Below are 23,902 nucleotides of genomic sequence, written 5' to 3' on the forward strand. Positions count from 1 at the left end.
TTATTTGAGTTGAATTGAATAAAGGCCTGTTCTTGCAGTTACATAGAGGGTCTTCATACCGTACCCGCCGAAAGTAAGATTTGCTGGAGTTTCAGGAAATATAATTCTACCAAGAAGTTTTGCTTCTGGGGAGAACACCAAAACTCCTCCGGGTCCAGTGGCGAAAATGTTTCCTTGTTGATCCACTTTTATACCATCAGGGTTTCCCTCACCGTCTAAATCAGAAGCATTGTAAAACACCTCTCCCATTCCAACTTTACCGGATTTACTTACTGCATATTTCATAAACATTTTAGGCTGACCTGAATTGGCTATGTATAAAGTTTCCTCATCTGGAGACAAAGCCAATCCATTGGGCCTAAAAAGGTCATCAGCTATCAATTGTGTTTCGCCTTCAAAAAACCGGTACACACCATTAAAACCTAAAGTATCTGTAGCATCTTTAGGCCTGCCATAAGGTGGATCTGTAAAATAAATAGCTCCCTGGCTATCAACTATGACGTCATTGGGACTATTAAAAGCGGTACCATTAAAATTATTCACAATTGAAGCGTAATCGCCATTGGGACTTAGGCGGCTAATTTGTCTTCCACTGTGCTCCGCAATAATTAAATCCCCTTCGCTGTCAAAAGTTAAGCCATTTGCATTTTTACTGGGTTGGCGAAATGGGCTAATCTCACCGGTAGGATGTACTTTATAAATGGTGTTGGCGGGTATGTCACTAAATAAAAGATATTGCTCCTCATTGTTCCATACCGGACCTTCTGTAAATTGGTAACCATCCGACACCTTGATGACAGGACTCTCTTCATCTATAAGGGTTAATAAAGCGGGATCTTTGATTTCCAAATGCTGTCCGTAAATGGAGGAAATGCAAAAGGAGCTTACAAGTATTAAAACAAGCCTTTTCATACAATTTTGGGTTTAAATGCAACTACAGGGTTTTACTTCTGAAATATATAACGAATCCATTATATTTCCTTGCAAATTACAGAATATCAAACAATTAGAATTATCCTATTAGTAACTTGTGTCATCAATACGCACTTTCCCTCTGAAGGTGAAGTATACAAATGCCGTATAACCTATCACTAGGGGAGTACCGATGGCTGCAAAGGTCAGCATTATCCCAAGTGATTTTTCAGAGGAGGCAGCATTATAAACCGTAATGGTATGTGCGGGGTCCAAGGTTGAATACAGTAAGTTAGGGTACAACTCTATCGCCACTATTATAAGCAACAAGCTAATTGTTATTGAAGAAAACAGAAATGCTTTGCCAAATTGTTTCTTACTGGCCAGTCTAGGCACATTAGCAATACAGAGCAAAACAGTCAATGGAACGACAAATAGTACTGGAGAATCTCTAAAGGTATCTGACAAGTGAGGAATATATATCAGCGTATACAAGGAGGTTATGCCGAAACTCACCATAAAGAAAATCATTCCCTTCTTTAAAAGAAAAGTTAATTTGGCATACATCCTTCCTTCCGTTTTTAATAAGAGGTAAATGGCACCATGGGACATCATTAATGCAAGGGTAGATATACCCACCATCACCGCATAAGGATTTAAAAAGCTTAAAAAACCCTCGCCCTCATATTCATACCCCTCCCCAATGGGCATACCTAGCAGGACATTTCCCAAGACTAGGCCAAGAAAAAATGGTAGCAACATACTGGATACTGAATAGGATATATCCCACATTTTTCGCCACCACAGCATGGGCTCCTTGCTTCTAAATTCTATAGAAACGGCGCGCAGGATGATCACCAACAAAAACAACATAAAGGGAACATACATCCCCGACAATAATGTAGCATACATAACTGGAAAACCAGCAAAAAGCGCTCCACCACCAATGACCAACCACACTTCGTTCCCATCCCAAACGGGCCCTATTGCATTAAGGGCTAGTCTTCTGCTTTTTTCTTTTTTAAAGAACAAATGCCAAGCGCCTGCCCCAAAATCAAATCCATCCAATATCGCATAGCCAGAGAACAAACCTCCTACTACCAAAAACCAAAGCGTGGGATAATCTAATCCAAATAAGGTCTCCATATATTTTTATTTATCAGGTGAAAAAGAGGCGGCAACTTCTTTTTGAAATGGTCGATCATTTCCTTCATCCTCATCGTAAGGACCATGCTTAATTTTCTTATTTAATAGGTAAAGAAACAACAGTAGAAGAATCGTATAAACGAAAAAAAACAAGATCAGAGAGAATAAAACCTGATTAGCTGTGACAGATTTACTCAAGGCATCACTTGTACGGAGCAAACCATATACCACCCATGGCTGGCGCCCCATTTCCGCCGCATACCAACCCACCTGGTTGGCTATTTGAGGAAGTATCACCGCAAATGAAAAGACCCATAATAACCGCCTGCTATCAAAGAGTTTACCCCTGTACCACTGAACACAACCAGCAATTGTTAAAACAATAAGAAACATACCAATGCTAATCATTATATGGTAAAATTGGAAGACAGCATTTATCTGAGAAGGTCGGTCTTCTTCCGGAAAAGCATTTAAACCTGTGACTGGCGCCCCAAATTCATAATGCAATAAATAGGAAAGCCCGCCAGGTATGCTTAAGCCTGTGACTGTTTGGCTCGACTTATCCACCCAACCAAATAAATACATAGGTGCAGGACCCTCTTTCTCAAAATGGCCTTCAAAGGCAGCCAATTTCGCTGGCTGATTTACCGCCACACCATTGGCCGAACTATGTCCCGACACCAATTGAGCCAATGAGAAAATAGTGGCCACAATCAAGGCAATTTTGAAAGCTTTTTTAGAAATGTCTGTATACCTGCCTTTTCTTAGATAGTAGGCATGCACACTCAATACCAGAAAAGCACCTGCCAGAAATGCCCCTTGCCAGGTGTGAATCAAGCGATCCATGCTGGATGGATTGAAGGCCATTTCCCAAAAATCAGTAATCTCAGCCCTTGCTTCCATACCCTCTCCTACTATATGAAATCCTGCCGGCGTTTGTTGCCAACTATTGGCAATTACAATCCAAACTGCTGAAAACATAGAACCTAAAAATACGCCTAAGGTTGCTACCCAATGTACCCATGGTTTGACTCGGTCCCATCCAAATAACAATACACCTAGAAACCCACTCTCAAGTGCAAAGGCAAATATCCCTTCGGCAGCCAATGCACTTCCAAAAACATCCCCAACATATCGAGAATAAGTAGCCCAGTTGGTGCCAAACTCAAATTCCATTACAATACCTGTCGCTACACCTATACCAAATGTGAGGGCGAAAATTCTGGTCCAGAACCTGGCCAAGATCTCATATTCTTTGTTTCCTGTTCTTAAATAAAGGCTTTCCATAATTACCATGATCAGACCAAGTCCAATGCTCAATGGAGGATAGATGTAATGGAAAGCTATAGTGAAAGCAAACTGTATTCTGGAAAGAATTTCTACGTCCATTGATCTTTATTTAAAATAGTTAACACAAAATCTGTATATTTTAGGTTCGAACCCTATTAAAAATTATTGAAAAACCTCCTATTTTCACTTGGTTTACTCGGCAAATTGGCTTTATAGACATCGTAACTTAAAACCCTTATAATTAAAAATAATTGATTAAAACCAAGTGATTAACATACCTCAATATCAGAACATAAAATTAAAAAAACAGGTGTTTTTATCAAATTTATAATGCTTTATTTAACTTAATAAAATGAACAAAAACATCAATATAACTATGGGCGAAATTAGCCATACTCCTAAGCCACCCTACTATGCCGTAATCTTTACGAGCATTAAAAGTAAGGACCAGAAAAATTATGCTGAAATGTCGGCCAAAATGGAGGAAATGGTTCAAATCCAACCTGGATACCTGGGGCATGAGTCCGCTAGCGGTGGTGTTGGGATTACTATAAGTTATTGGGAAAGTATGGAGGCCATAAAAAAATGGAAGAACCAAAGCGAGCACTTGCTTGCACAAAAACTTGGTAAATCCACCTGGTACAGCCAATACAAAATCCGCATTTGCAGGGTAGAACACGACTATGGAATGATATAGATATTCTATTCTATATTTTGTTTTTGATCTGCGTCGATTAATAATAGTAGCCTTAAAAAGAAAAAAATACCAAAACCATGAATACCACAGGATCCCAACAGCTACAAAGAAGATATTGTCGCCTTTACCCCTTCGTTGCAATTCTGCTAATTACTTTGGCTTGTACGACTAAAACTACTGTAGAAAAGGCAACACTGGTTATTAAAGGGGGAAAAATTTATACCCTAGATCCTAATCACCCACATGTTGATGCAATTGCCATTAGAGATTCCCTTATCGTGTTTGCAGGATTGGAAAAAGACTTGAAAGATTATATCGGATCGGAAACACAAATAATTACCCTAAGCGGCAGAATAGTTACGCCCGGATGGATAGAAGGTCATGGACATTTTATGGGCTTGGGCTATGGTGAACTCAATCTTGATTTAACGGACACAAAAAGCTATGATGAAATTGTAGAGAAAGTAAAGGTGGCAGTAGGGAATACCCCCCCTGGTAATTGGATCATTGGCCGTGGCTGGCATCAAAGCAAATGGACAAAACAACCCCAAGAGGTAATCGATGGATTCCCAAGTCATCAGACTCTAAGTGCCATTTCTCCCCATCATCCTGTGGTGCTATTTCACGCAAGTGGACATGCCTTATTTGCCAATGCCAAAGCCATGGAAATAGCAGGAATCGGACCATTAAATCAAGAGCTAGGAGGCAGTAGAGCAATATCTGGAGGAGAAGTTATTCGTGATTCCAATGGTAATCCCACGGGAATTTTTAATGAGAATGCCATGGCACTAATCTACAATCACATTCCAGAAAGCAGTGAAGAAAATAACCTTCTTGCTTTTAATTTGGCTCAGGATGCTTGTTTGAGAAATGGCATTACCAGTTTTCATGACGCTGGAGTAAGCAGCGAAATTTTGGCCCTATACCAAGAAATTCAAACTGCAGGGCAGCTTAAAATTCGAATGTATGCCATGCTTGATGGAAATGACAAAGATTTGTTAAAAGAGTGGTATGAAAAAGGCCCTAAGTTGAATTCCTGGCTGAACGTTCGATCCATAAAATTATCTGCAGATGGGGCTTTAGGATCACGTGGTGCTTGGTTGTTGGAGGAATATTCTGACCGACCTGACCACTATGGACATGAGACTATACCTATGCAGGAGGTTTTCGAAACAGCTAAAAATGGTATCAAATATGGGTTTCAATTGGCTACCCATGCGATTGGCGATCGGGCCAATCAGGAAGTCTTGGATCAATATGAGAAAGCCCTTTCGGAAATGGATGCTTTAAATTCTGACCATAGATTTAGAATAGAACATGCACAGCATCTTCATTCTGATGACATTCCAAGATTTGCCTCATTAGGAGTAATCCCCTCCATGCAGGCCATCCATTTATCCTCTGACAGACCTTGGGCAATTGATCGTTTAGGCGAAAAAAGGATAACAGATGGGGCCTATATGTGGCAGGCACTTTTATCTTCTGGTATTCCGGTAATTAATGGCACAGATGTACCAGTAGAACCCCTTTCCCCAATGGCTAATTTTTATGCTAGTGTAACTCGAAAAACATTGGAAGGAACGCCTGAGAATGGTTATGAGGGAAATCAAAAAATGACCAGAATGCAAGCCCTCAAGTCATATACCCTATCCCCTGCATATGGGGCCTTTGAAGAAAAAACAAAAGGATCAATCTCAGTAGGAAAACTAGCTGACCTTGTGGTATTGAATCAGGATATTATGAAAATAAATGAAGAGGAAATTTTAAATACAAAGGTTTCAATGACAATATTAAATGGTAAAATTGTCTATCAAAAGGAGGGTGTAAATGTAAAGCAACCGATTGATTAAAACTTGCTTATTTCTAACGAGCCAGGTATTCTTCACCAGTTATAACTGGGTTAAGCCTATCCAATTCTTCAGTTGTAAATAACCTGGACCGAATCATAAACCTAAGGCCCATAGGTATTTCAATTGAGAAACTACTTCCTCTGCCTGGGACTACATCTAAGGTCAATTGGGTATGTTTCCAATAGTCAAATTGGTCTTCATTCATAAAAAAATCACATCCATAAACTTCTCCCATCCAAATATCGCTACCACCTACAATAAAATCCCCCTTCTCGAAGCACATCGGTGAAGAGCCATCACAACAACCCCCACTCTGGTGAAACATCAAATCGTTGTCATGGGATTTTTTCAATTTATCAATTACTGCTTTGGCTTCTTCCGTAACCATCACTCTGGGGACATAAACTTGCATGGCAATTTCGCTTTTAGATAAGAAAAAAAAATGCCGGCGTCACAAGACATCCGGCACTTTGTCAATTAAAAGAAACCCAATTTCTTTTTATCATACGAGATTAACATGTTTTTGGTTTGCCTGTAATGGTCTAGCATCATCAAATGGTTCTCTCTTCCAAAGCCGGATTTTTTGTAGCCTCCAAAAGGAGCATGTGCAGGGTAAGTATGGTAACAATTGACCCAAACCCTGCCTGCTTGAATCGCTCTAGGAACCTGATACAACTCATGGGCATCTCTTGACCACAAGCCTGCACCAAGTCCATACATGGTGTCATTGGCAATAGCGATTGCTTCTTCGGTCGTTTTAAAGGTGGTTACAGAAACAACTGGTCCAAAAATCTCCTCTTGGAAAACCCTCATCTTATTGTGTCCTTTGAAAATGGTAGGTTGAACATAATAGCCCGCTTCAAGTCCGCTGTTTAAACCTGCTCTATCTCCTCCACATAAAATCTGCGCACCCTCTTTTTTTCCTATATCCATGTAAGACATGATTTTTTCCAATTGGTCATTGGAGGCCTGGGCACCCATCATGGTGTCTTCAGCCAAGGGATTCCCCATTTTGATGGCCTTGGTCCTTGCAATCACCCGCTCCATAAATACATCATAGATTTCTTCATGAACTAAAATCCGAGAAGGACAAGTACAAACCTCTCCTTGATTCAAAGCAAAGAGAACGGCTCCTTCCACTGCTTTATCAAAAAAATCATCATCCGCATCAGCAACAGATTTCATGAATATATTTGGAGATTTACCACCTAGTTCCATTGTGACAGGAACCAAATTCTCGGAAGCATACTGCATGATAAGTCTTCCAGTGGTGGTTTCACCTGTGAAAGAAACTTTGGCTACCCTTTTTGAGCTAGCCAGTGGTTTTCCAGCTTCAGGACCAAATCCTGTAATGACATTAAGTACTCCAGCAGGCAAAATATCTCCAATCAACTCCATTAGTACCATGATACTTGTAGGTGTTTGTTCGGCTGGTTTTACTATTGTACAACAGCCCGCAGCCAAGGCTGGCGCCATTTTCCATGTGGCCATTAGCAGTGGGAAATTCCAAGGTATAATTTGTGCAACAACCCCAAGAGGTTCGTGCAAGGCTATGCTCACTGTATTTTCATCATGTTCAGAAATGGTACTTTCATCAGCGCGGATCACACCAGCGAAATACCGGAAGTGATCGATTACCAAAGGCAAATCTGCAGCCCTTGTTTCCCTCAAGGCTTTTCCATTGTCTACCGTTTCTATTCGCGCCAGCATTTCCAGGTTCTCCTCGATGACATCTGCTATTTTGTTAAGTAATTTACTTCTTTCAGCTGCAGAGGTCTTAGACCAAGATTTAAATGCCTCATGTGCTGCATCCAAAGCCAATTCCACATCTTGCTTATTACCTCTCGCTGCTTTGGTAAATGGTTTTCCATCAATCGGCGATATATTGTCAAAATACTCTCCTGATGAAGGGGCTACCCATTTTCCTCCAATGAAGTGATCGTATTTTTCTTTAAATTTTGGTCGCTCTACCGGCGTACTTTGGGATAAAGTTTGTGTTGACATTTTTTTATTATTTTGAGTTTTATCAAATTTAGTAGTAAATTAATTTTATAAATCAACCTGAAGAACCATCTTATCCACCTCAATTGTCATTTTGACCAATTTGAAGAAGTTGGCTCTTTTGGTTGAATAAATAAAAAGCATAATTTATATATGCAGCCCATTAAACCTACCGTTAGGTAATAACATGCCAAAACGATCCTATATAACTGGAGTTCCCTGGAGAAATGAGAGCGATTTGAAAACATTGGTTGAAAATCGAACCACTTATTCATTGAACAATTGTGAGCTCAATATTTTTGAAACACACCAACAGGCATCAAATGTCAATCTAAGTTTTGGAGACTTGGTTTTGACAACCATGATGAAAGGAAAAAAAGTCATGCACCTTTTTAATAAGCCTGGCTTTGAATATTTGCCAGGAGAATCTGTTATCGTTCCTCCAAACGAGTTGATGAAAATAGACTTCCCTGAAGCAAAGTGGGACAATCCTACCCAATGTATTGCGCTTTCAATTTCCCAAGAGATGATTGAAAATACTTTCAATCTTCTAAATGAAAAATTGCCAGACAAAGTGTGGCAAAAGCAATGGGGACTAGATTTGAATTATTTTCACCTGATAAATAACCAAGACCTTTCTGAAATCATCAATCGCTTTATCAGAATAGGTGTAAAAGAAAGGTCTAAAGACAAGGATTTGATTGCCTCACTTGCTTTGAAAGAATTGCTGATCCGTTTGTCTCAAACCCAGGCCAGGGACATTTTAGAAAACACCTATAAATCTCTTGCAAGCTCAAATAGAATTGCCTATGTGGTCAATTACATCAAACAAAACTTGCGAGAGCATTTAACATTAGAGGTTTTAAGTGCAAAGGCTTGTATGAGTAAAACCCATTTTTCCAGAACTTTTAAGGAAGAGCTTGGCATCAGCCCTATGGAATACATTTTAGAGCAACGATTGAATCACTCCGCTCATTTATTACAACAAGCAGCCTACCAGGTACAAGAAGTTTGTGCAATGGCCGGTTTCAATAATGTAACCTATTTCATAAGGGCTTTCAAAAATAAATTTGGGGAAACGCCTAAGATTTACCAGATGAAAAAGGGCTTAAATGTTAAGTAAGCAGGTTAATCACCACCACCTTCTCCCCCTTTAATTCCATTCCCAATTCTCCGAGGAGAATAATACTTTATTATCATAAATCTTCTTTTTCAATCCTTGTTTCTGAAATTAATTCAGCATTAATTCTCTTGTTAGTAAAAGAAGATCCACACGTAAAAATCTTTCTTCAAAATATAAAATTTTTAAGTGATAGTTCTTTTAGTAAGCCATTGCAAAGCGTTAATAAATCGCTTTGCAATGGCTTTTTTTTACAAAAAAAAGGCTACTTATGGTACATTCTTCTAGCAAAGGGGTATTTAACTAACAATCACAAATTTTATCAACCAATGAAGAAGACTTTTAAAGCTGGGCTTATCTTAGTTGCAGCACTAATAAATTGTAATTACCTCTTTGCCCAAGACAAGGATGATCATTTCTGGAAGCCTGTAGAGGATGCTCCCTACTTGCAAGAACGGAGAGAGCTGATACCGACCGATACACCAATAAGTCAGGTAGCAATATTTAATGAATCTGTTTATACCGTCAATGATGGCAAATTAGCGCTACTGCAAGAAGACAAGCTGATCCCTGTAAAAGCAGCACCTATCGAAATCAATAAAATTGAAGTATTGAATGGTGGCTTATGGGTAAGCAGCAATTCAGGGCTTTATCTATTTGACGACAAAAAATGGGCTAAAATCAGCACTGAAAAGTTTGTAGACTTTTGTTTGCACCTGGATCAGGTCCATGTAGCTACCAACGAATCCATTTTCAAGTATAAAGATGGTAAATTAACCAATATCATGCCTGAAGGAGGATTTCTTTCAAGTGACATTACCATGTTCATGGAAGATGGAAGTCAGCTCCTCGCCGACCCTGTCACCTTGGGCCCGATTACAGCCATTGAAAGTTATAGCCAGACCCTTCATATTCTCCGACCAGGAGAGTTGGTGCAATTGGCAGGTAAAGTGGTCAACGAACACCTTATTGATTGGGGCAATTTGCCCTCAAAAAACACCAAAGACCTGCTTAGTATTGGAAGCAAGCTGTACATCAGTACTGATAGAGGATTAGGATTACTTAGAGGAACCTCACTCACCCAAATAAAAGGGGCTGATGGCTTGCCTGTAGAGAATACTGATCAAATGGTTAAAGGATTTGACAGTGACATGTGGATTGGAACCCCTCGTGGCCTTATTAGAATGACCGATGAAGAATTTCAATATTTTGGCTCTGACCTATGGTTACCAAACAATAAGGTAAATGGAATTGCAAGTACTAAGAATAAAATAGTAGCGGCAACGGATGGAGGACTAGGGATAATTCATTACGAACCTTATACCCTACAGAAAAAAGCTGCGCATTACGAGCAATGGATGGACGCTTATGGACATAAAAGGATGGGCTTTGTACATCTATTGTCAAAGAGGAATGGAGAGTGGGAAAGGGACATAAGTGACAATGATGGCGCCCACACAGCTACCTACCTTGCTGCTATGAGTTACAAATATGCCGTTACGGGAGAAGAAGCTGACAGGAAAGAAGCATTGGATGCATTTCAGGCTATGCTATTTCTCGAAAGGGTTACACCTATAGATGGGCTTATCTCTAGGGCTGTATTCTCTAGGGAAGGTGACACTGGCACGCTGGATAATAGAGGCTCTGGTGGTTTACCAGCCAAATGGTATGCTACTGCGGACAGCTTATGGTACTGGAAAGGTGACGCGTCAAGTGATGAGGTCATTGCCCATTATTATTCTGTAGCCATTTTTCACGATCTGGTAGCCAAAGGAAAGGAGAAGGAACTGGCAAAGGAACATATGTCAAGAATGACTTCTTATATTATGGACAATGGTTGGGAATTAATCGATGCTGATGGTGAACCTACTAGATGGGGTCGATGGAATCCAGAATATTTACTAAGGCCTTACGGCTACGAAGACCGTGGAATTAATGGTTTGGAAGTTTTGGCCTTCACTTATGCCACCTATGCATTAACCGGGAATGAAAAATACAAAAAGGGCTATGAGCAATTGGTAAAATGGGGTTACCCAGAAAACACAATTAAACAAAAGAAAACCTTTCCCCCTTCTCAAATTGCTCCATGGGATGATAACCTTGCCTTGGAAGCTTACATGATTTTGCTTCCCTATGAAAAAGACCCAGACTTACGTTCGACTTACCTGAGAAGTTTAGAGCGAACCTATGAGATCAAGCGCATGGAAAAAATTCCTTGGTTTAACTTTACTTATGCAGCCCTAACCGGAAATGATGCAGATCTGGGAGCCGCCACACAACATCTTAGAGAATGGCCACTGGATTGTAGGGATTTCAATTACTTTAATTCTCATAGAGATGATTTATTTGTTGAAAAAGGATACATTTCTTACGAAGGAGGAGTTAAAGCCATTTCACCTAGAGAAATGGCTGCACTCAGAGAATCCAGAAGAGCAATTGTTCTGGATGGTGGTAGAGATGGCAATAGAATCATAGAGCCTACCGGCTATTTAAGAGATTATTGGAAAGGTAGATACTATGGCTTTATCGAAGCACCAACAGTTACTGATGTGAAATTATTGACCGTTGAAAAAACCAGTCAATCAAATTTGGGTGCAAAGCCTTATAGTGGTACCAAAAGACCTGATTATTTAAAATAATTTATTCAAAACCTTAAGGTTTAATAGGTGGCTGAATAGCATTCAGTCACCTATTTTTTTGCAATACCCCCTAAAAAACGTCAGGAAGGGGTTAAAATACCTTGCTCAAACAATGGTTATAGGTTTAACCAATAATTCAATTTCATTACAAAGGCTCTTTGTTTAGAAGCAAATGAGTCTGGGAAGTAATTGTCTGTATATACTATAAACAAATCAGACACTGGAGCATAACGCCATTGAACACGGGTATTGATATTGATATTGTCAATTTGGTTGTTGTATTGAATAAAGGTAGTCCAGAATAAACTCCTTGTAAATGTAAGGTCAAATCTAGGTCCAATTAGAAATAAGTCTGCATCCTTTTGTGGCGCTGGAAGTCTTAAGCGACTGTAGCTAATATTCATGGAAATATTGGCCGTATACCCTACCCTCCATTGGGCAGTTCCAAGGAAATTCGACATTTGACCATTGTAATATTGTCCTGTCTGCCCTGTCCCTATCAAAGAAAAGGATTTTCTTGGATCTGTTTTCATTTCTATTCCAAAATAATTGTACCTGTAGGAGGTACCTTGGGCCAATGGCTCTCCACCAGATCTGGTAGGATCAAAAGGGAAGAATAAATAGGTATATTGGTTGTTTGCGCTAAGGGTAACCTCGGCATAAGAATGCAGGCGAAACAAGTAATTCAACGTATGTAATTCATCGGTTATGCCCAATGTCGGTGTCCATAAAGTTTCCGATTCAAAACCAGGACCATGCCTATTGATATGTTTAGAGTCAGGAAAAAAGGTATAACTCATGATAGGCGCTATTCTCTGGTAGCCTACCCTTGGCGTATAACCAACCAGTGGGTTGTAATTTTCACCCACATTGGAGTAAGATAAGCCAGCCATTAAGTTTACATCCGTAAAGGTGAGTTGCGCATGCCCAGTTCCGGTATTGCTTTGTTCCCCCTCTTCAAAGGTTTTATGGTAAAAAAACTTACCCGTCCAGCGATTGTCCTTCGAAAATAAATTGTAATCTATACCTGCTAACCGATTGTGTTTTCCATTGACAACGTTGAGACCACCTTGTTCCATATCCATGGTCTCCCTGTTGATGACCATGACCCCTACATTGGAACGATTAAATACCTTTCGCTGTAAAGCGGCTACTGTAAAGTTTTTACCAGAGATTCCTCTAAGCGGATCATTGGCAGTTTGCATATTCATGGCGCCTATCCTCCAGTCTTCGTTTAACTTGCCACTTAACCTTGCCCCATATAGGATCTGATTTTGTACATTTTGCCCAGTGTTTTCATCCCTATCCACCCCTATTCTTCTAGAGAAAAAAGGTCTGATTCTGTCTGTTCCGAAATCAGCAAAAAGGTCTACGTTCTCCAAAAAGAACTGTCTTCTTTCTGGAAAAAAGATTTCAAACCTGTCTAAATTCGTCACTTGCTCATCTACCTCAACTTGCGAAAAATCAGGATTAACGGTAAGGTCAAGATTCATGGCGGGGCCTATTCCTATTTTAGCATCTCCACCAAAAGATGGTTTTAGAGGCTCTTCAATGCCATTAATATTGTTTTTTGAAGTGGCCATTGCTGCATAGGGTATTATCGAATAGTTCCCTCCTGCTTTGGGCAATGGCTCAGAAAAGTGAAGGTTACGGGAAAAAGCAGTGTGGGTTACATTGAAATTTTTAGGAATAGGAGTCCAGGTTGTTTTTTCGGAATATTTACTGTCTATCCGATAAAAGTTGATGTTCCAGTTTTCTGCACCATCTTTGTACCTTAAGGTGGACAATGGAATCCCAATCTCCACTATCCAATGATCCTCATGAATGGTTGCTTCCGAATACCACTTATTGTCCCAAGCCAGGTTAAAATCTGTAGTCAATAAGCCTCCATTGCCGACCATGGCTTCCCTTTGCACCCCATATGGGTTTACACCGAAAATATAGCCGTTGGTTTTGTCATTAAAGGTATCAATTACTATACTTATACCGTCATTCTGATTACCTCTATAATCCCTTCTTAGAGAAGTACTGACATACTTTTCTCTAACTTCGGGGTTTAATAGAATAGCAGCTATGTAAATGAATTTATCATCAAAGGCCACCTTCACTTTCGTTTCGGCGATTGCCATTGCTGTATCCGTAGGAAATGTCTGAATGAAATTACTTTCCCATCCAATGTCTTTCCAAACGGCTTCATTAAGGATACCGTCTATAAGCACAGGTTTATCTGCCTTTTCAGCATAAATCCCGGGGTGTTCAGGTTCTTGACTAAAAACAATAATTACGGAATTAAGAGAAAGTAAAAAGGTTAGAATAAATTTTTGCATGAATTAAGGTGTTCGAAGACTAAGTTAAGTCTTCGAACACCAAATTATCTATCATTTTTACATAGATGGTATACTAAAAAATAAGTTATTTCATTGCTAAGCTTATTCTTTGTTTGTCACCCATACGTTAAGGTAACCGTTCGGTAGCTCCATGACCACTTTTAAGCGATCATAGGCATGTTTTAAATCAAAGGAAGCAGCTCCATTTTCAATTGCCACCTTTCCTATTTGTCTGTAAATATCTGTTTCACCGTACTTGTATTGATTTGTAGGCGTTACCCAAACCATGGAAGTTGCCTTGGCATCATAGTCTTTCCAAGAAAGGGTAAGCGTTTTCCCATTTAAAGTCCCAGTTAAATGGCTTGCAAAAGCCTCTCCTAATAAAGAGACGCCATCTATTTCCATGGCTTGATTTTTAGGGATGGCAATATCCATAAAATTAACAATGGTGGGAAATATATCTACAACTCCAGGAGTGTTTTTAGAAATAGCGTTGAATTTTTTATTGGAAACCATCCAAGTCGCACGCTCTTCATCGGATTGACCTCCATGTCCACGGCCACCTACTTTCCGGCCATGGTCTGTAGTAATGATGATCATCCACTCTTCATTCTCTATTTTTTCTCTTTTCTGAATGGCTTCCCAGATAAGTCCTACCTGCCTGTCCGCTTCCTGAATACCAGCATCCATTTGGGGGCTTTCTCCAAATCTATGCCCCATGTCATCAGTATATTGCAGATAAACCCAAGTCATATCAGGGCCTTTTGTTATAACTTCATTGGCGGCATAAGCAGTTACAGCCTGATCAATTTTCTTTATGTAGTCACTTTTTTTATCATGAGGATAAGAAAGGGTGTCTATTTCTAGCCCGTCAAAGTGATAATCCAATTGCAGATGTCCTGTTGCTGCGAGGTTTTCACCTACCAACTTGGTTCTATTGTCTAACCAGGTTGAGTATACGGCTATGGTTTTGTGTGGGTAATTTTCTTTGAATTTTTTGAAAATTGTAGGGTAATTGTAATTGGGTTCTCGAATGCTATTGCCCTTGACATTGTGTTTGTTTACCCAAACACCTGTTAGAAGGCTATTGTATCCCACTGCCGAAATGGTTGGCGTTTCGGAATAGCCATCCTTCATTCCTCCCACATAAGCATGTTCATATCCACCTTGCGCGGCTATATCATCAAGGTTAGGGGTAGGATTATTTTCCAGCAGCTCCCTTTGAATCCCATCCAAAATTATAAAAAGCGTCTTTTTCTCCTGGGCATTGGCGGTCAATGTCAGCATGATGCTAAACATAAAAATAATGGCTAACCTCATATTAATTTTCTTCATTTATTAAGGGTGTAAAATTCATCTATTGGTTAAACAAAAGTAAGCTGCTGAAAAAAATATTTCCAACAGCTTACCTGGTATTTCTAATTTAAAGAATTATTCCCAACCAAAAATTTGTTCAAGATTTGGGTTCAGCACTATTTGCTGAATAGGAATAGGTCTGTAATAGTATTTAGGCTCAATGAAATCTCTAGCTGAAGTTTCAGTAACCATTGTTCCACCCTCTTCTCCATTTGCCAAGTAAACGGTAACATTGTCATCAATTGTCCCTGTTTTATAGTAGATGAGTAATTCTCCTAACTCATTTACTTCCTTGTTATCGTCTTCAGGAATATCTGTTCCTTTATCTACTAACAATACATCTGGTATATCATCACCTGTCAAGTCAAATTTACCTAAGCCGGAGAAATACATTCCTTCAGGTATCTTTTCCAGCAATTTACCTGCTCCATAGCGCATTAAGTCGTCAAACCTGTAACCCTCTACCGCTAACTCAACCCTTCTCTCTCTTCTGATTTCCAAAAGTACACCCGCCATAGCACCTGATACCATAGGGTATTTTGCCATCATGAATGGATCCGGTTGGGCATTGGCCTCATTTAGCATAAGGGCTGGCATCTCAACCCTATTTCTGAGCAAGTTCACAGAAGCATCCAGGTCAGATTGGGTCAAAGTCCCTAATTCGGCCTTCGCTTCTGCGTAAGTCAATACTACTTCTGCGTACCTATAAACTGGAAAGTCTAATCCTCCTAAATCTAGATTGTCTGTGGTATTGCTGTACCCTTTGTGTTGATAGTATCCGCTGAAATTTCTGTTAAGCATAGGGATATAGGCACTTGTTTCAGGCTCTCTAACCCATCCCGGATAAACCAAAGTTTGGTACAATCTAGGATCTCTATCCTGAAACTCTTTCACAAAAGAGAATTTTTCATATCCAGCCTTATCGGTAAAACTTGATCCGTCGGCCATTAGGTAGCTTTGAACCAAATCCCTTGCAGGAGATTGCTCATAGGTGCCAAATACACCAGTATTTACATTGCTACTTCTATCCTTATTGACATCATAAGCATTAAATAGAATCACTTCCCCATTTCCCCCTAAATCCTGACTATTGAATAACGCTTTATAATCATTTTCAGGGTTTCCTGAATTATAAATAGCGAATTTCCCTGAATCCATGATGGTTTTGGCAATATCACTCGCCTTAGTTAAAAAGGTGCCTACTGAATTTTGTAGCCCCAATTCTTCATGGTACTTTCTATATGTACCCTCGTACAGGGCAAATCTTGCATAAAAAACCTTTATAGCCCAGTTTCCTGGTGTACCGCTAGGAACATCTGTGGTCACATGCTCACTTGCAAATTCAAGGTCTTCCATGATACCCTCTACCACAGATTCCCTGGTATCTCTTCCTTTGTACAAGTCTTCGTCGGTGGGAGAAAGCAGTTGATCATACCAAGGGACATCGGAATAACGTTTTACCATACCTGCATAGAAAATAGCCCTATAATACCTGGCTATTCCTTCATAATGCGCAATAACTTCTTCAGGGGCATCCGCTTGACGACTGTTTTCAAGGAAATAATTAATATCCCGCAATCTGCTCCAGTTCCATCCACTGGTTATATTCTGGGAACTTGGTGATCCTGTCAGAATGTTTTTAATTTCAACCGCTCCAGTAGTAGCCAAGTTATCACTGTTTTGATCTACTTGGTACTGAAACATGCCTGGAAGACTTAACAATCCATTGACATAAAGTTTTAAATCCTGTTCCGTTTTAAAGAACTCCTCAGGTGATATAGAAGTCTGTGGATACTTGTCCATGAATTCATCATCACAAGCGCTAATCCAGCATATATTCAGTATGAATAAATAAATTATGTATTTTTTCATTTCAAATTTGCGTTTAAAGGTCAACATTTACACCGAAAGAAAACTTTCTTTGGAAAGGGTAAGCAAAACCGTTCACATCGTTGATTGCCTCAGGGTCAATAAATGACTTGATGGCCGAAAATTCATATAGGTTTTCTCCGGAAACAAAAACCCTGATTCTACTGGCCTTAATTCTAGAAACCCATTGCTCGGGCAAATTGTACCCTATAGTAATGTTTTTTACCCTGACATAAGCGGCATTTAGCAAGTAGCCTGTTTGTGATATATCTAGGCCAGAACCGTAATTTGCATCTGCAAGCCAGGACTGAAGAACCGGGTAGCTAGAGTCAGTGTTTACATCTGCTAATCCCGCATCGATATAAGATTGACTGTGCTGCGCCCGCAAAGCATCACTATCCGCTTCTCCTCTGTAGAAGTCAAGGTTCCAAGGATAAATATTCGCATAGGGCTGTTGATAAGGCCCCCAGAAAAGATAATTCCTTGGATAATAATCCTGTTTACCAACACCTTGGAGAAATATTGAGGCATCAAAACCATTCCATGCAACACTCAAGTTAGCGCCTAATTGATACCTAGGGCGATTGTTCCCAATAACCTGTAAGTCTTTAGAATCACTCTCTGTAAGTCCCTCCTCTATTTTGCCATCATTATTAAGGTCTACATATCTGGGCCAGCCAGGGATAATATCCAATGCACCCCAAGGGATAATGGCAGTCTGATCAAGCTGACTAATTTCATCTTCTGAATGAAATAGGCCATCATTAACTAGTCCCCAGATTTCTCCAACTTCCTGACCTTCTCTGTAATTTGAAAATAGACCTTGTTTATTTTCAAACCTTGTGATATATGCTCTTGAATCTGACACGAAAAACTTTGAGGCAAATTCAATAGGATTGTCATAACTTCCAAACTGATCCCGATAGTTTAGTGCCAACTCCCAGCCTTTGGTTTGTAAATCCGCTGCATTCTGTTGAGGGGGAGAAGTTCCCAATACGCCAGGAAGTTCTACGGGATTGGTCAACATGTCTTTGGTATCTCTAATAAAATAATCAAAATTAGCTGAGAATTTATCTTCCCATAAGCCAATATCAACACCGAAATTGGTAGTCACTACCCTTTCCCAAGTATAAAAGTTTGGGTCTACTGCCAATAATGGTGAGCGAGAAACCACTACCTGTCTTTCATTATCAATCAAATAACCAGAAAGTCCTGTGGGTAAGGACTGAAGATAACCAAAATTATCTACGTTTTGGTTACCTAAACTTCCGTAAGAGGCTCTAAACTTAAGGGTTGGCTCTCCTGCTAAATTTTGAAGGAATTCCTCATCACTCGCAATCCAAGCCGCTGACAATGATGGGAAAAATCCCCATCTGCTCGAACTTGGAAACCTGGAAGAACCATCGTAACGACCATTAAATTCCATAATATACTTATTATCGTAAGTGTAATTGGCTCTACCAAAAGCACTTTGTGTGGCATAGGCGCTATAGCCAGGACGGATAAACGAGTCACCTGTAGTCAATCCCAAATAAGGCAATGAAGAAGAGATCAAGACCCTTCTTTCTGACTCTACAGAGGAATAAGAATAGCTTTCCTGATTGTATCCAGCAAGAAGACTGATGGTATGCTTCCCAAAAGTCTTGGTATAGTTACTGTAAAGGTCAAAAATAGTGTTCTGTAGGTTACCAGTCCTTTGTACAACCGAACCATCACCACCTTCTGTCCTAATGTCTTCAGGACCGAATCCTATATCGTAATTTTTTCGGTTCCAACCATATATCCATTGTTCTTTTTTGAAACTGGCATTGCCAGTTACGGTAAGATCTCCATCCAGGAAAGTACCTGTTGCTCGTAGAATATTGTGGAAACCAAACATGTCTTCTACATTTCTACCACCATCAACCAATTGAGCGGCTAGTCTTCCTGCGCCTGTATTGGCCCAGGATCCATCTGGGTTTTTGGCTACTTCTGTAGGAGTAAGATAATAAATATCCGTAAGGTTATTGGTTGACTCCTCACGCTTAGTCTGATAAATATTAAGGTTATTGTCCAACTTTAACCAACTCTTTGGGGTAGCTGTAATCCTTGCTCTTAAGGAATACCTGTCCCAATTGTCAGGCTGTAATTTATTCATCCCATTTTCTCTGGTGTAATCACCCGATACATAATAGGTCATGGGCATCCCCTCATTATTGGAGCTACCACTAATGGATAAACTTTGGTTAGTTGAGAAGCTAGAATTATTGAAAAAATAATCATACCAGTCATTGTTACCCATATAGGCCCATTGACCCGGATTATTTGGATCTATTCTTACATCTTCTACGGAAGGATCTTCAGACCGCTCTTTTGCCCATGAGTAATGGTAATCATTGAAGTTGACATAATTCCATGGCGTATTGCTGGTTGCCTTATCCATTACCCTTGAATAGATATATGGGTCGGTCACTGGTTGAGGCATAACGGATGGTTTGCCCCAGGAGAAATTACTATTGTAAGAGATAACTTGCTTGCTTCCTCCTTGTTTGGTAGTAATTAGCACTACTCCGAATGCCGCTCTAGCACCATAAATGGCTGCAGAGGCCGCATCCCTTAATACCGAAAAAGATTCGATGTCCGCTGGATTTAAGCGCAACAAATCATCATAAGCTACAGCCACTCCATCAAGTACAATAAGTGGTCCCCCACCATTGATGGAAGTAAAACCTCTAATGTTAATGTTTGGAATATTACCAGGTCTTCCACCCGAATAAGTGATGTTTAGTCCGGGGCTAACGCCTTGAAGACTTTGCATCACATTTCCAACAGGCCTGTCTATAATATCTTCACCAGATATTTGATCCACCGCTCCCGTCAGGTTAACTTTTTTCTGGGTGCCATATCCTACCACGACTACTTGTTCTAGAAGGGTTTCTTCAGCAGACAAGGTCACATTTATAGTGGATCGATTTCCTACTTTGAGGTTTTGGGTTTCAAAACCAATAAATGAAAAAACCAATTCGGCATTAGCATTGGCTACTTCTATGGTATAAACACCATCCAAGTCTGTGATGCTTACACTTTCACCACCTTTTTGATAGACCGAAACCCCAGGTAGGGGTATGTCTTCAATTCCGTCCTTGACTACTCCGCTCACAACGACCTGTGCTTGAGCAGTGAAGACAATCAGCATGAATAAGGAACTAATCCCTATACTAATACTGATTTTTTTTAATAATTGTAAAATTTTTTCCATAAAGTATTGGATATTTAATTGGTACTGATTCAATTATAGATTAGAAGTGCGCAAGGTAGTTCGCGCATATTATCCCAATATTAATAGGGTTTTATCCTTTGATTATTGAATGTTCATTCAACATAAATTATAATAAATTTAACAATAAATAGATTAAAAAATAAATAGGATTAACTATTTTAGTATTTTTATTTTAAACTAACTTATGAAGTCATCCATTAGAACCGAACGAAAAAAGGAGATTATTTCAGGATTTTATGAACTGTGCAAAAGAGATGGATTGGAAAATGTGTCTATAGCGAAAATCGGAAAACACCTTGAGATGCCCCCTAGCCTAATCATACATTACTTCTCAAACAAGCGGTTATTGGTACTTGGATTAATCGATTATATACTCCACCAATACCAATTAATTTACAAACCCATAATTCTAAAATCTGAAAAAGACAGCAAATTGGATCCCAATTTATTGGTTGACCGACTTTTTTCAAGAGAATGGAACCTACTTTTCGACGATGGAGTCTTCTTTAGCTGTTACGCTTTTACTTTTAGAGACAGTACGATCAAAAATGAATACAAAAAGCTTCACTTAAAATTGAGGAAAACATTAAAAAACATACTTGATAAAGATGAAGTACTTTCATCGAAAAATACTGAATTATTGGCAGAGAAAATTTTTGTTGTAATTGAAGGCGCATATTATTACTTGTCTATGATAGAAAACCCTAAAGAATACAATTCTAAATTAGAAATTTTCAAAGGACAGGTTCTTGATCTTATTTCAACCTAAAAATTCTATGGACTAAGGTAAAATTTATTTCATTCTTGACTCAATTTTTAATAACTCAGCATCCTTACTCTATTAGAAATAATACTTTCATAGCATTGTCTCCTACCATAAACTTAATCTTTCGCAAGCGGAGAAGTTAATTGACAGTAAAAGCAATAGACAAAATATTATTTGTTTAATATTTTAAAAATCCGCTACATTATTTATAATTTTTAATTTGAGTACAATTCTTTAATTACAATAAAAATAAAGACAGCTGTCTTCAAAACTAGCTTTACACTTAAAAACAAAATAAATGCCATTCAAACTTTCAAAAATGTAGCTTGAAACTTTAAGGTTTTCTTCTATAAACCTAGGTAGAACCCTCGCTTAATTTGTTATGGATTTTACCTTTTTAAAAATTAGTCTTTTTAAAGAATAATGGATTAATTTGAGCGATTATGAAAAAACGAAGCGCTTTTGTTTTTAATTTTACTCAATTCTGGGGTCATCTTTTTGGTTTATTTTTCAGTGTGCTTTTCATGGCGGCATGTGATGCAAAAAAAACAAATAATGAAGAGCCTTCTCCATTGATCAATGAAGCATTGGACGGTGCGACCATATTTTTTAACAGTGGCCAGGTGGATAAAGCTTTTGATCATTTTGACAGTGTTTACAATTCAATGGCTGATAAAAATTTTTTAGACATTTGGGAAAAATATAATTTCTATGCAAACTACTACTTAAATCATGAGTTAGACCTTGTCAAATCCGAGCAATACTTAGATAGCATGTTCCTTATTCTCGAGCAAGAGGACCATGTAAATGATTTTAGACATGTACAGACAAAGTTCTTGGAAGGCGATTTTTTAAAGGCTAAACACAAATACAATAATGCCTTTTTAAGCTATTTTAATGGACGAGAATATGCTATTGAAAATCTGGACGACTGCAACGTAAGTAATCTTACTTACCGACTTGGGATGTTTCGATTTGACCAAAAACAGTACAAGGAAGCCATTCCTTTTTTCAAAAAGGCAATAGCAGAAAACTTAGACTGCTTGGGAAACGAAAGTTTGACTCAAAACATAAATGAGCCTCAGAATTACAGGAACACCTTGGCACTTTGTTATGAGAAAATTAGCAAATTTGACAGTGCCGTTTATTACTACGTAGATGCGCTGGCTTTTTTGGAAGAGATCAAGCCTAGATATCCCGAAAAAAATTTATTTATAAGCTCTGCTATGGGGGTGGTAAGAGGTAATTTAGGTGGTGTAATGGCAAAGCTTAATAAAGTTGGTGTAGCGAAAAAGTTATTGAAAAGCAGTATTGAAATAAATAGCCAGCCTAATTATGATCGCAATGATGCCCAAACAGCCAAACTTAAATTAACTCAAATTTATATTGATGAAGGATCGCTTGATAAAGCTTTGGTTTATTTAAATGAACTTGATAAAGAGTTACCAAATTCAGAATTGAATAACAGGCAATATTTGGACATTTTACTTCGCTGGTATTTGATAAAAGGTGCCTATTTCGAAAATATAGGAGACATGGAGAGCGCTTTGGCGTCCATGAATTCATATTATCATTTAAACGATTCTATCCAGAAAATTGACCAAGAGCTGAAGTTTGTTGATGTGGAAGGTTCTTTTAGAAATGCAGCACAGAAATACGAATTATCCTTAGTCAATAGAGACAATAAAATAAAAAACATCTACCTGGCCACGGCGCTAGTTTTCACTATTCTTTTGGCGATTTTTCTAATATTTAATTGGAATAATTTAAAGAAATTAAAGAAGACTAATAATCTTATCCTTCAAAAAAACCAAGACCTACAAGACACATTAAATGCTTTGGAATTTAGTCAATCCGAAAATACTAAAATCATGTACATGGTTGCTCATGACCTACGTAATCCGATTAGTAGCATGATCATGATGGCAAATTTGATACTAGATGATCCACAAATCAATGGCGAAAATAAATACCTTTTGGAAAACATTAAGACTTCTTGCAGCAATTCAATGAATCTTATCACTGAAATACTTCTTCCCAATAAAAATGACAAACACTTATTAAAAGAAGAGGTCCAGATTGATAGATTGCTGAAATATTGCGTGGAAATACTAAATCATAAAGCAGAAGAGAAACAACAGAAGATACATTTAAATACGCTTCCTGTTACTGCATTAATTAGCAAAGAAAAAATGTGGCGCGTGATCACGAATTTAATAGCAAACGCTATTAAATTCACACCAGTGGGTAAAAGCATTGAAGTGATCATGAAGAGCACGTATGAATTTATCACCATAATAATAAGGGATGAAGGAATTGGGATTCCAAATTCTTTAAAGAGCCTGGTATTTGATTGGGACACTTTGGGCAAAAGAGAAGGCACGAATGGTGAAAAGCCTTTTGGAATGGGCTTGGCCATCTCAAAACAAATCATCTCAGCACATAATGGTAAAATTTGGTTTGAATCTAAAGAAAATGTCGGAACTACATTTTTTATTGAATTCCCAGTTAAGAATTAAATCTCTTTAGCAACTTTTTGATTTAGAGGTAGAAGCAATCATTTTAATTGTCAAGCCTCATTGGCCGATTGGAAGATAATACATTAGTATATTGACTAAGCTTCAAAAGAGGCTCAATTCTTGAGGTTTAATCGATTTCCAAGAGTATATT

At 38.7% G+C, this 23,902-nt stretch carries 15 protein-coding genes; 6 read left to right on the plus strand and 9 right to left on the minus strand.

Going from position 1 to position 23,902, the window contains the following annotated elements; translation table 11 throughout:
- The 3 genes from AAC073_RS13820 to AAC073_RS13830 form a co-directional block, all read right to left on the minus strand.
- Window positions 1-912 carry an SMP-30/gluconolactonase/LRE family protein gene (locus tag AAC073_RS13820; RefSeq protein WP_339924369.1) on the minus strand — a complete coding sequence of 304 codons (912 nt, stop codon included), beginning with the start codon at window positions 910-912 and terminating at the stop codon, window positions 1-3.
- A gap of 108 nt (window positions 913-1,020) precedes the next feature.
- Window positions 1,021-2,058, minus strand: coding sequence for a cytochrome d ubiquinol oxidase subunit II (cydB, locus tag AAC073_RS13825; protein WP_339924370.1), 1,038 nt, complete (start codon window positions 2,056-2,058; stop codon window positions 1,021-1,023).
- A 6-nt stretch (window positions 2,059-2,064) separates the two neighbouring features.
- Window positions 2,065-3,447, minus strand: coding sequence for a cytochrome ubiquinol oxidase subunit I (locus AAC073_RS13830; RefSeq protein WP_339924371.1), 1,383 nt, complete (start codon window positions 3,445-3,447; stop codon window positions 2,065-2,067).
- Window positions 3,448-3,700: 253 nt separating this feature from the next.
- On the opposite strand from AAC073_RS13830, the gene AAC073_RS13835 reads away from it, so the two are divergent.
- Both AAC073_RS13835 and AAC073_RS13840 read left to right on the plus strand, forming a co-directional pair.
- Window positions 3,701-4,045, plus strand: coding sequence for an antibiotic biosynthesis monooxygenase (locus tag AAC073_RS13835; protein WP_339924372.1), 345 nt, complete (start codon window positions 3,701-3,703; stop codon window positions 4,043-4,045).
- A gap of 77 nt (window positions 4,046-4,122) precedes the next feature.
- On the plus strand, window positions 4,123-5,895 hold the full coding sequence (locus AAC073_RS13840) for an amidohydrolase family protein (protein ID WP_339924373.1): 1,773 nt from the start codon (window positions 4,123-4,125) through the stop codon (window positions 5,893-5,895).
- 13 nt (window positions 5,896-5,908) lie between these two features.
- On the opposite strand, the gene AAC073_RS13845 is transcribed toward AAC073_RS13840, so the two are convergent.
- Together AAC073_RS13845 and AAC073_RS13850 are read right to left on the minus strand one after the other, a co-directional pair.
- Window positions 5,909-6,307, minus strand: coding sequence for a DUF779 domain-containing protein (locus AAC073_RS13845; RefSeq protein ID WP_339924374.1), 399 nt, complete (start codon window positions 6,305-6,307; stop codon window positions 5,909-5,911).
- Between the two features lie 65 nt (window positions 6,308-6,372).
- The gene (locus AAC073_RS13850; RefSeq protein WP_339924375.1) at window positions 6,373-7,899 is read right to left on the minus strand and encodes an aldehyde dehydrogenase family protein; all 1,527 of its coding nucleotides are present in this window, start codon (window positions 7,897-7,899) and stop codon (window positions 6,373-6,375) included.
- 184 nt (window positions 7,900-8,083) lie between these two features.
- On the opposite strand from AAC073_RS13850, the gene AAC073_RS13855 reads away from it, so the two are divergent.
- Both AAC073_RS13855 and AAC073_RS13860 read left to right on the plus strand, forming a co-directional pair.
- Window positions 8,084-9,019, plus strand: coding sequence for an AraC family transcriptional regulator (locus tag AAC073_RS13855; RefSeq protein ID WP_339924376.1), 936 nt, complete (start codon window positions 8,084-8,086; stop codon window positions 9,017-9,019).
- A gap of 326 nt (window positions 9,020-9,345) precedes the next feature.
- Complete coding sequence (locus tag AAC073_RS13860) at window positions 9,346-11,655, plus strand: hypothetical protein (RefSeq protein WP_339924377.1); 2,310 nt, start codon at window positions 9,346-9,348, stop codon at window positions 11,653-11,655.
- A 116-nt stretch (window positions 11,656-11,771) separates the two neighbouring features.
- On the opposite strand, the gene AAC073_RS13865 is transcribed toward AAC073_RS13860, so the two are convergent.
- The 4 genes from AAC073_RS13865 to AAC073_RS13880 form a co-directional block, all read right to left on the minus strand.
- The gene (locus AAC073_RS13865; protein WP_339924378.1) at window positions 11,772-13,982 is read right to left on the minus strand and encodes a DUF5916 domain-containing protein; all 2,211 of its coding nucleotides are present in this window, start codon (window positions 13,980-13,982) and stop codon (window positions 11,772-11,774) included.
- A gap of 102 nt (window positions 13,983-14,084) precedes the next feature.
- Entirely contained in the window at window positions 14,085-15,317 is a 1,233-nt protein-coding gene (locus AAC073_RS13870; protein ID WP_339924379.1) for an alkaline phosphatase family protein, read from the minus strand.
- Window positions 15,318-15,413: 96 nt separating this feature from the next.
- Window positions 15,414-17,210, minus strand: coding sequence for a RagB/SusD family nutrient uptake outer membrane protein (locus AAC073_RS13875; protein WP_339924380.1), 1,797 nt, complete (start codon window positions 17,208-17,210; stop codon window positions 15,414-15,416).
- A gap of 13 nt (window positions 17,211-17,223) precedes the next feature.
- On the minus strand, window positions 17,224-20,445 hold the full coding sequence (locus tag AAC073_RS13880; RefSeq protein ID WP_339924381.1) for a TonB-dependent receptor: 3,222 nt from the start codon (window positions 20,443-20,445) through the stop codon (window positions 17,224-17,226).
- A 205-nt stretch (window positions 20,446-20,650) separates the two neighbouring features.
- Between AAC073_RS13880 and AAC073_RS13885 the strand changes: the two genes are divergently transcribed.
- Together AAC073_RS13885 and AAC073_RS13890 are read left to right on the plus strand one after the other, a co-directional pair.
- On the plus strand, window positions 20,651-21,235 hold the full coding sequence (locus AAC073_RS13885) for a TetR family transcriptional regulator (protein WP_339924382.1): 585 nt from the start codon (window positions 20,651-20,653) through the stop codon (window positions 21,233-21,235).
- Window positions 21,236-21,675: 440 nt separating this feature from the next.
- Window positions 21,676-23,751 carry a tetratricopeptide repeat-containing sensor histidine kinase gene (locus AAC073_RS13890; protein WP_339924383.1) on the plus strand — a complete coding sequence of 692 codons (2,076 nt, stop codon included), beginning with the start codon at window positions 21,676-21,678 and terminating at the stop codon, window positions 23,749-23,751.
- Window positions 23,752-23,902: the final 151 nt, after the last annotated feature.

The sequence above is a fragment of the uncultured Cyclobacterium sp. genome, assembly GCF_963977555.1.
Taxonomy (GTDB): domain Bacteria; phylum Bacteroidota; class Bacteroidia; order Cytophagales; family Cyclobacteriaceae; genus Cyclobacterium.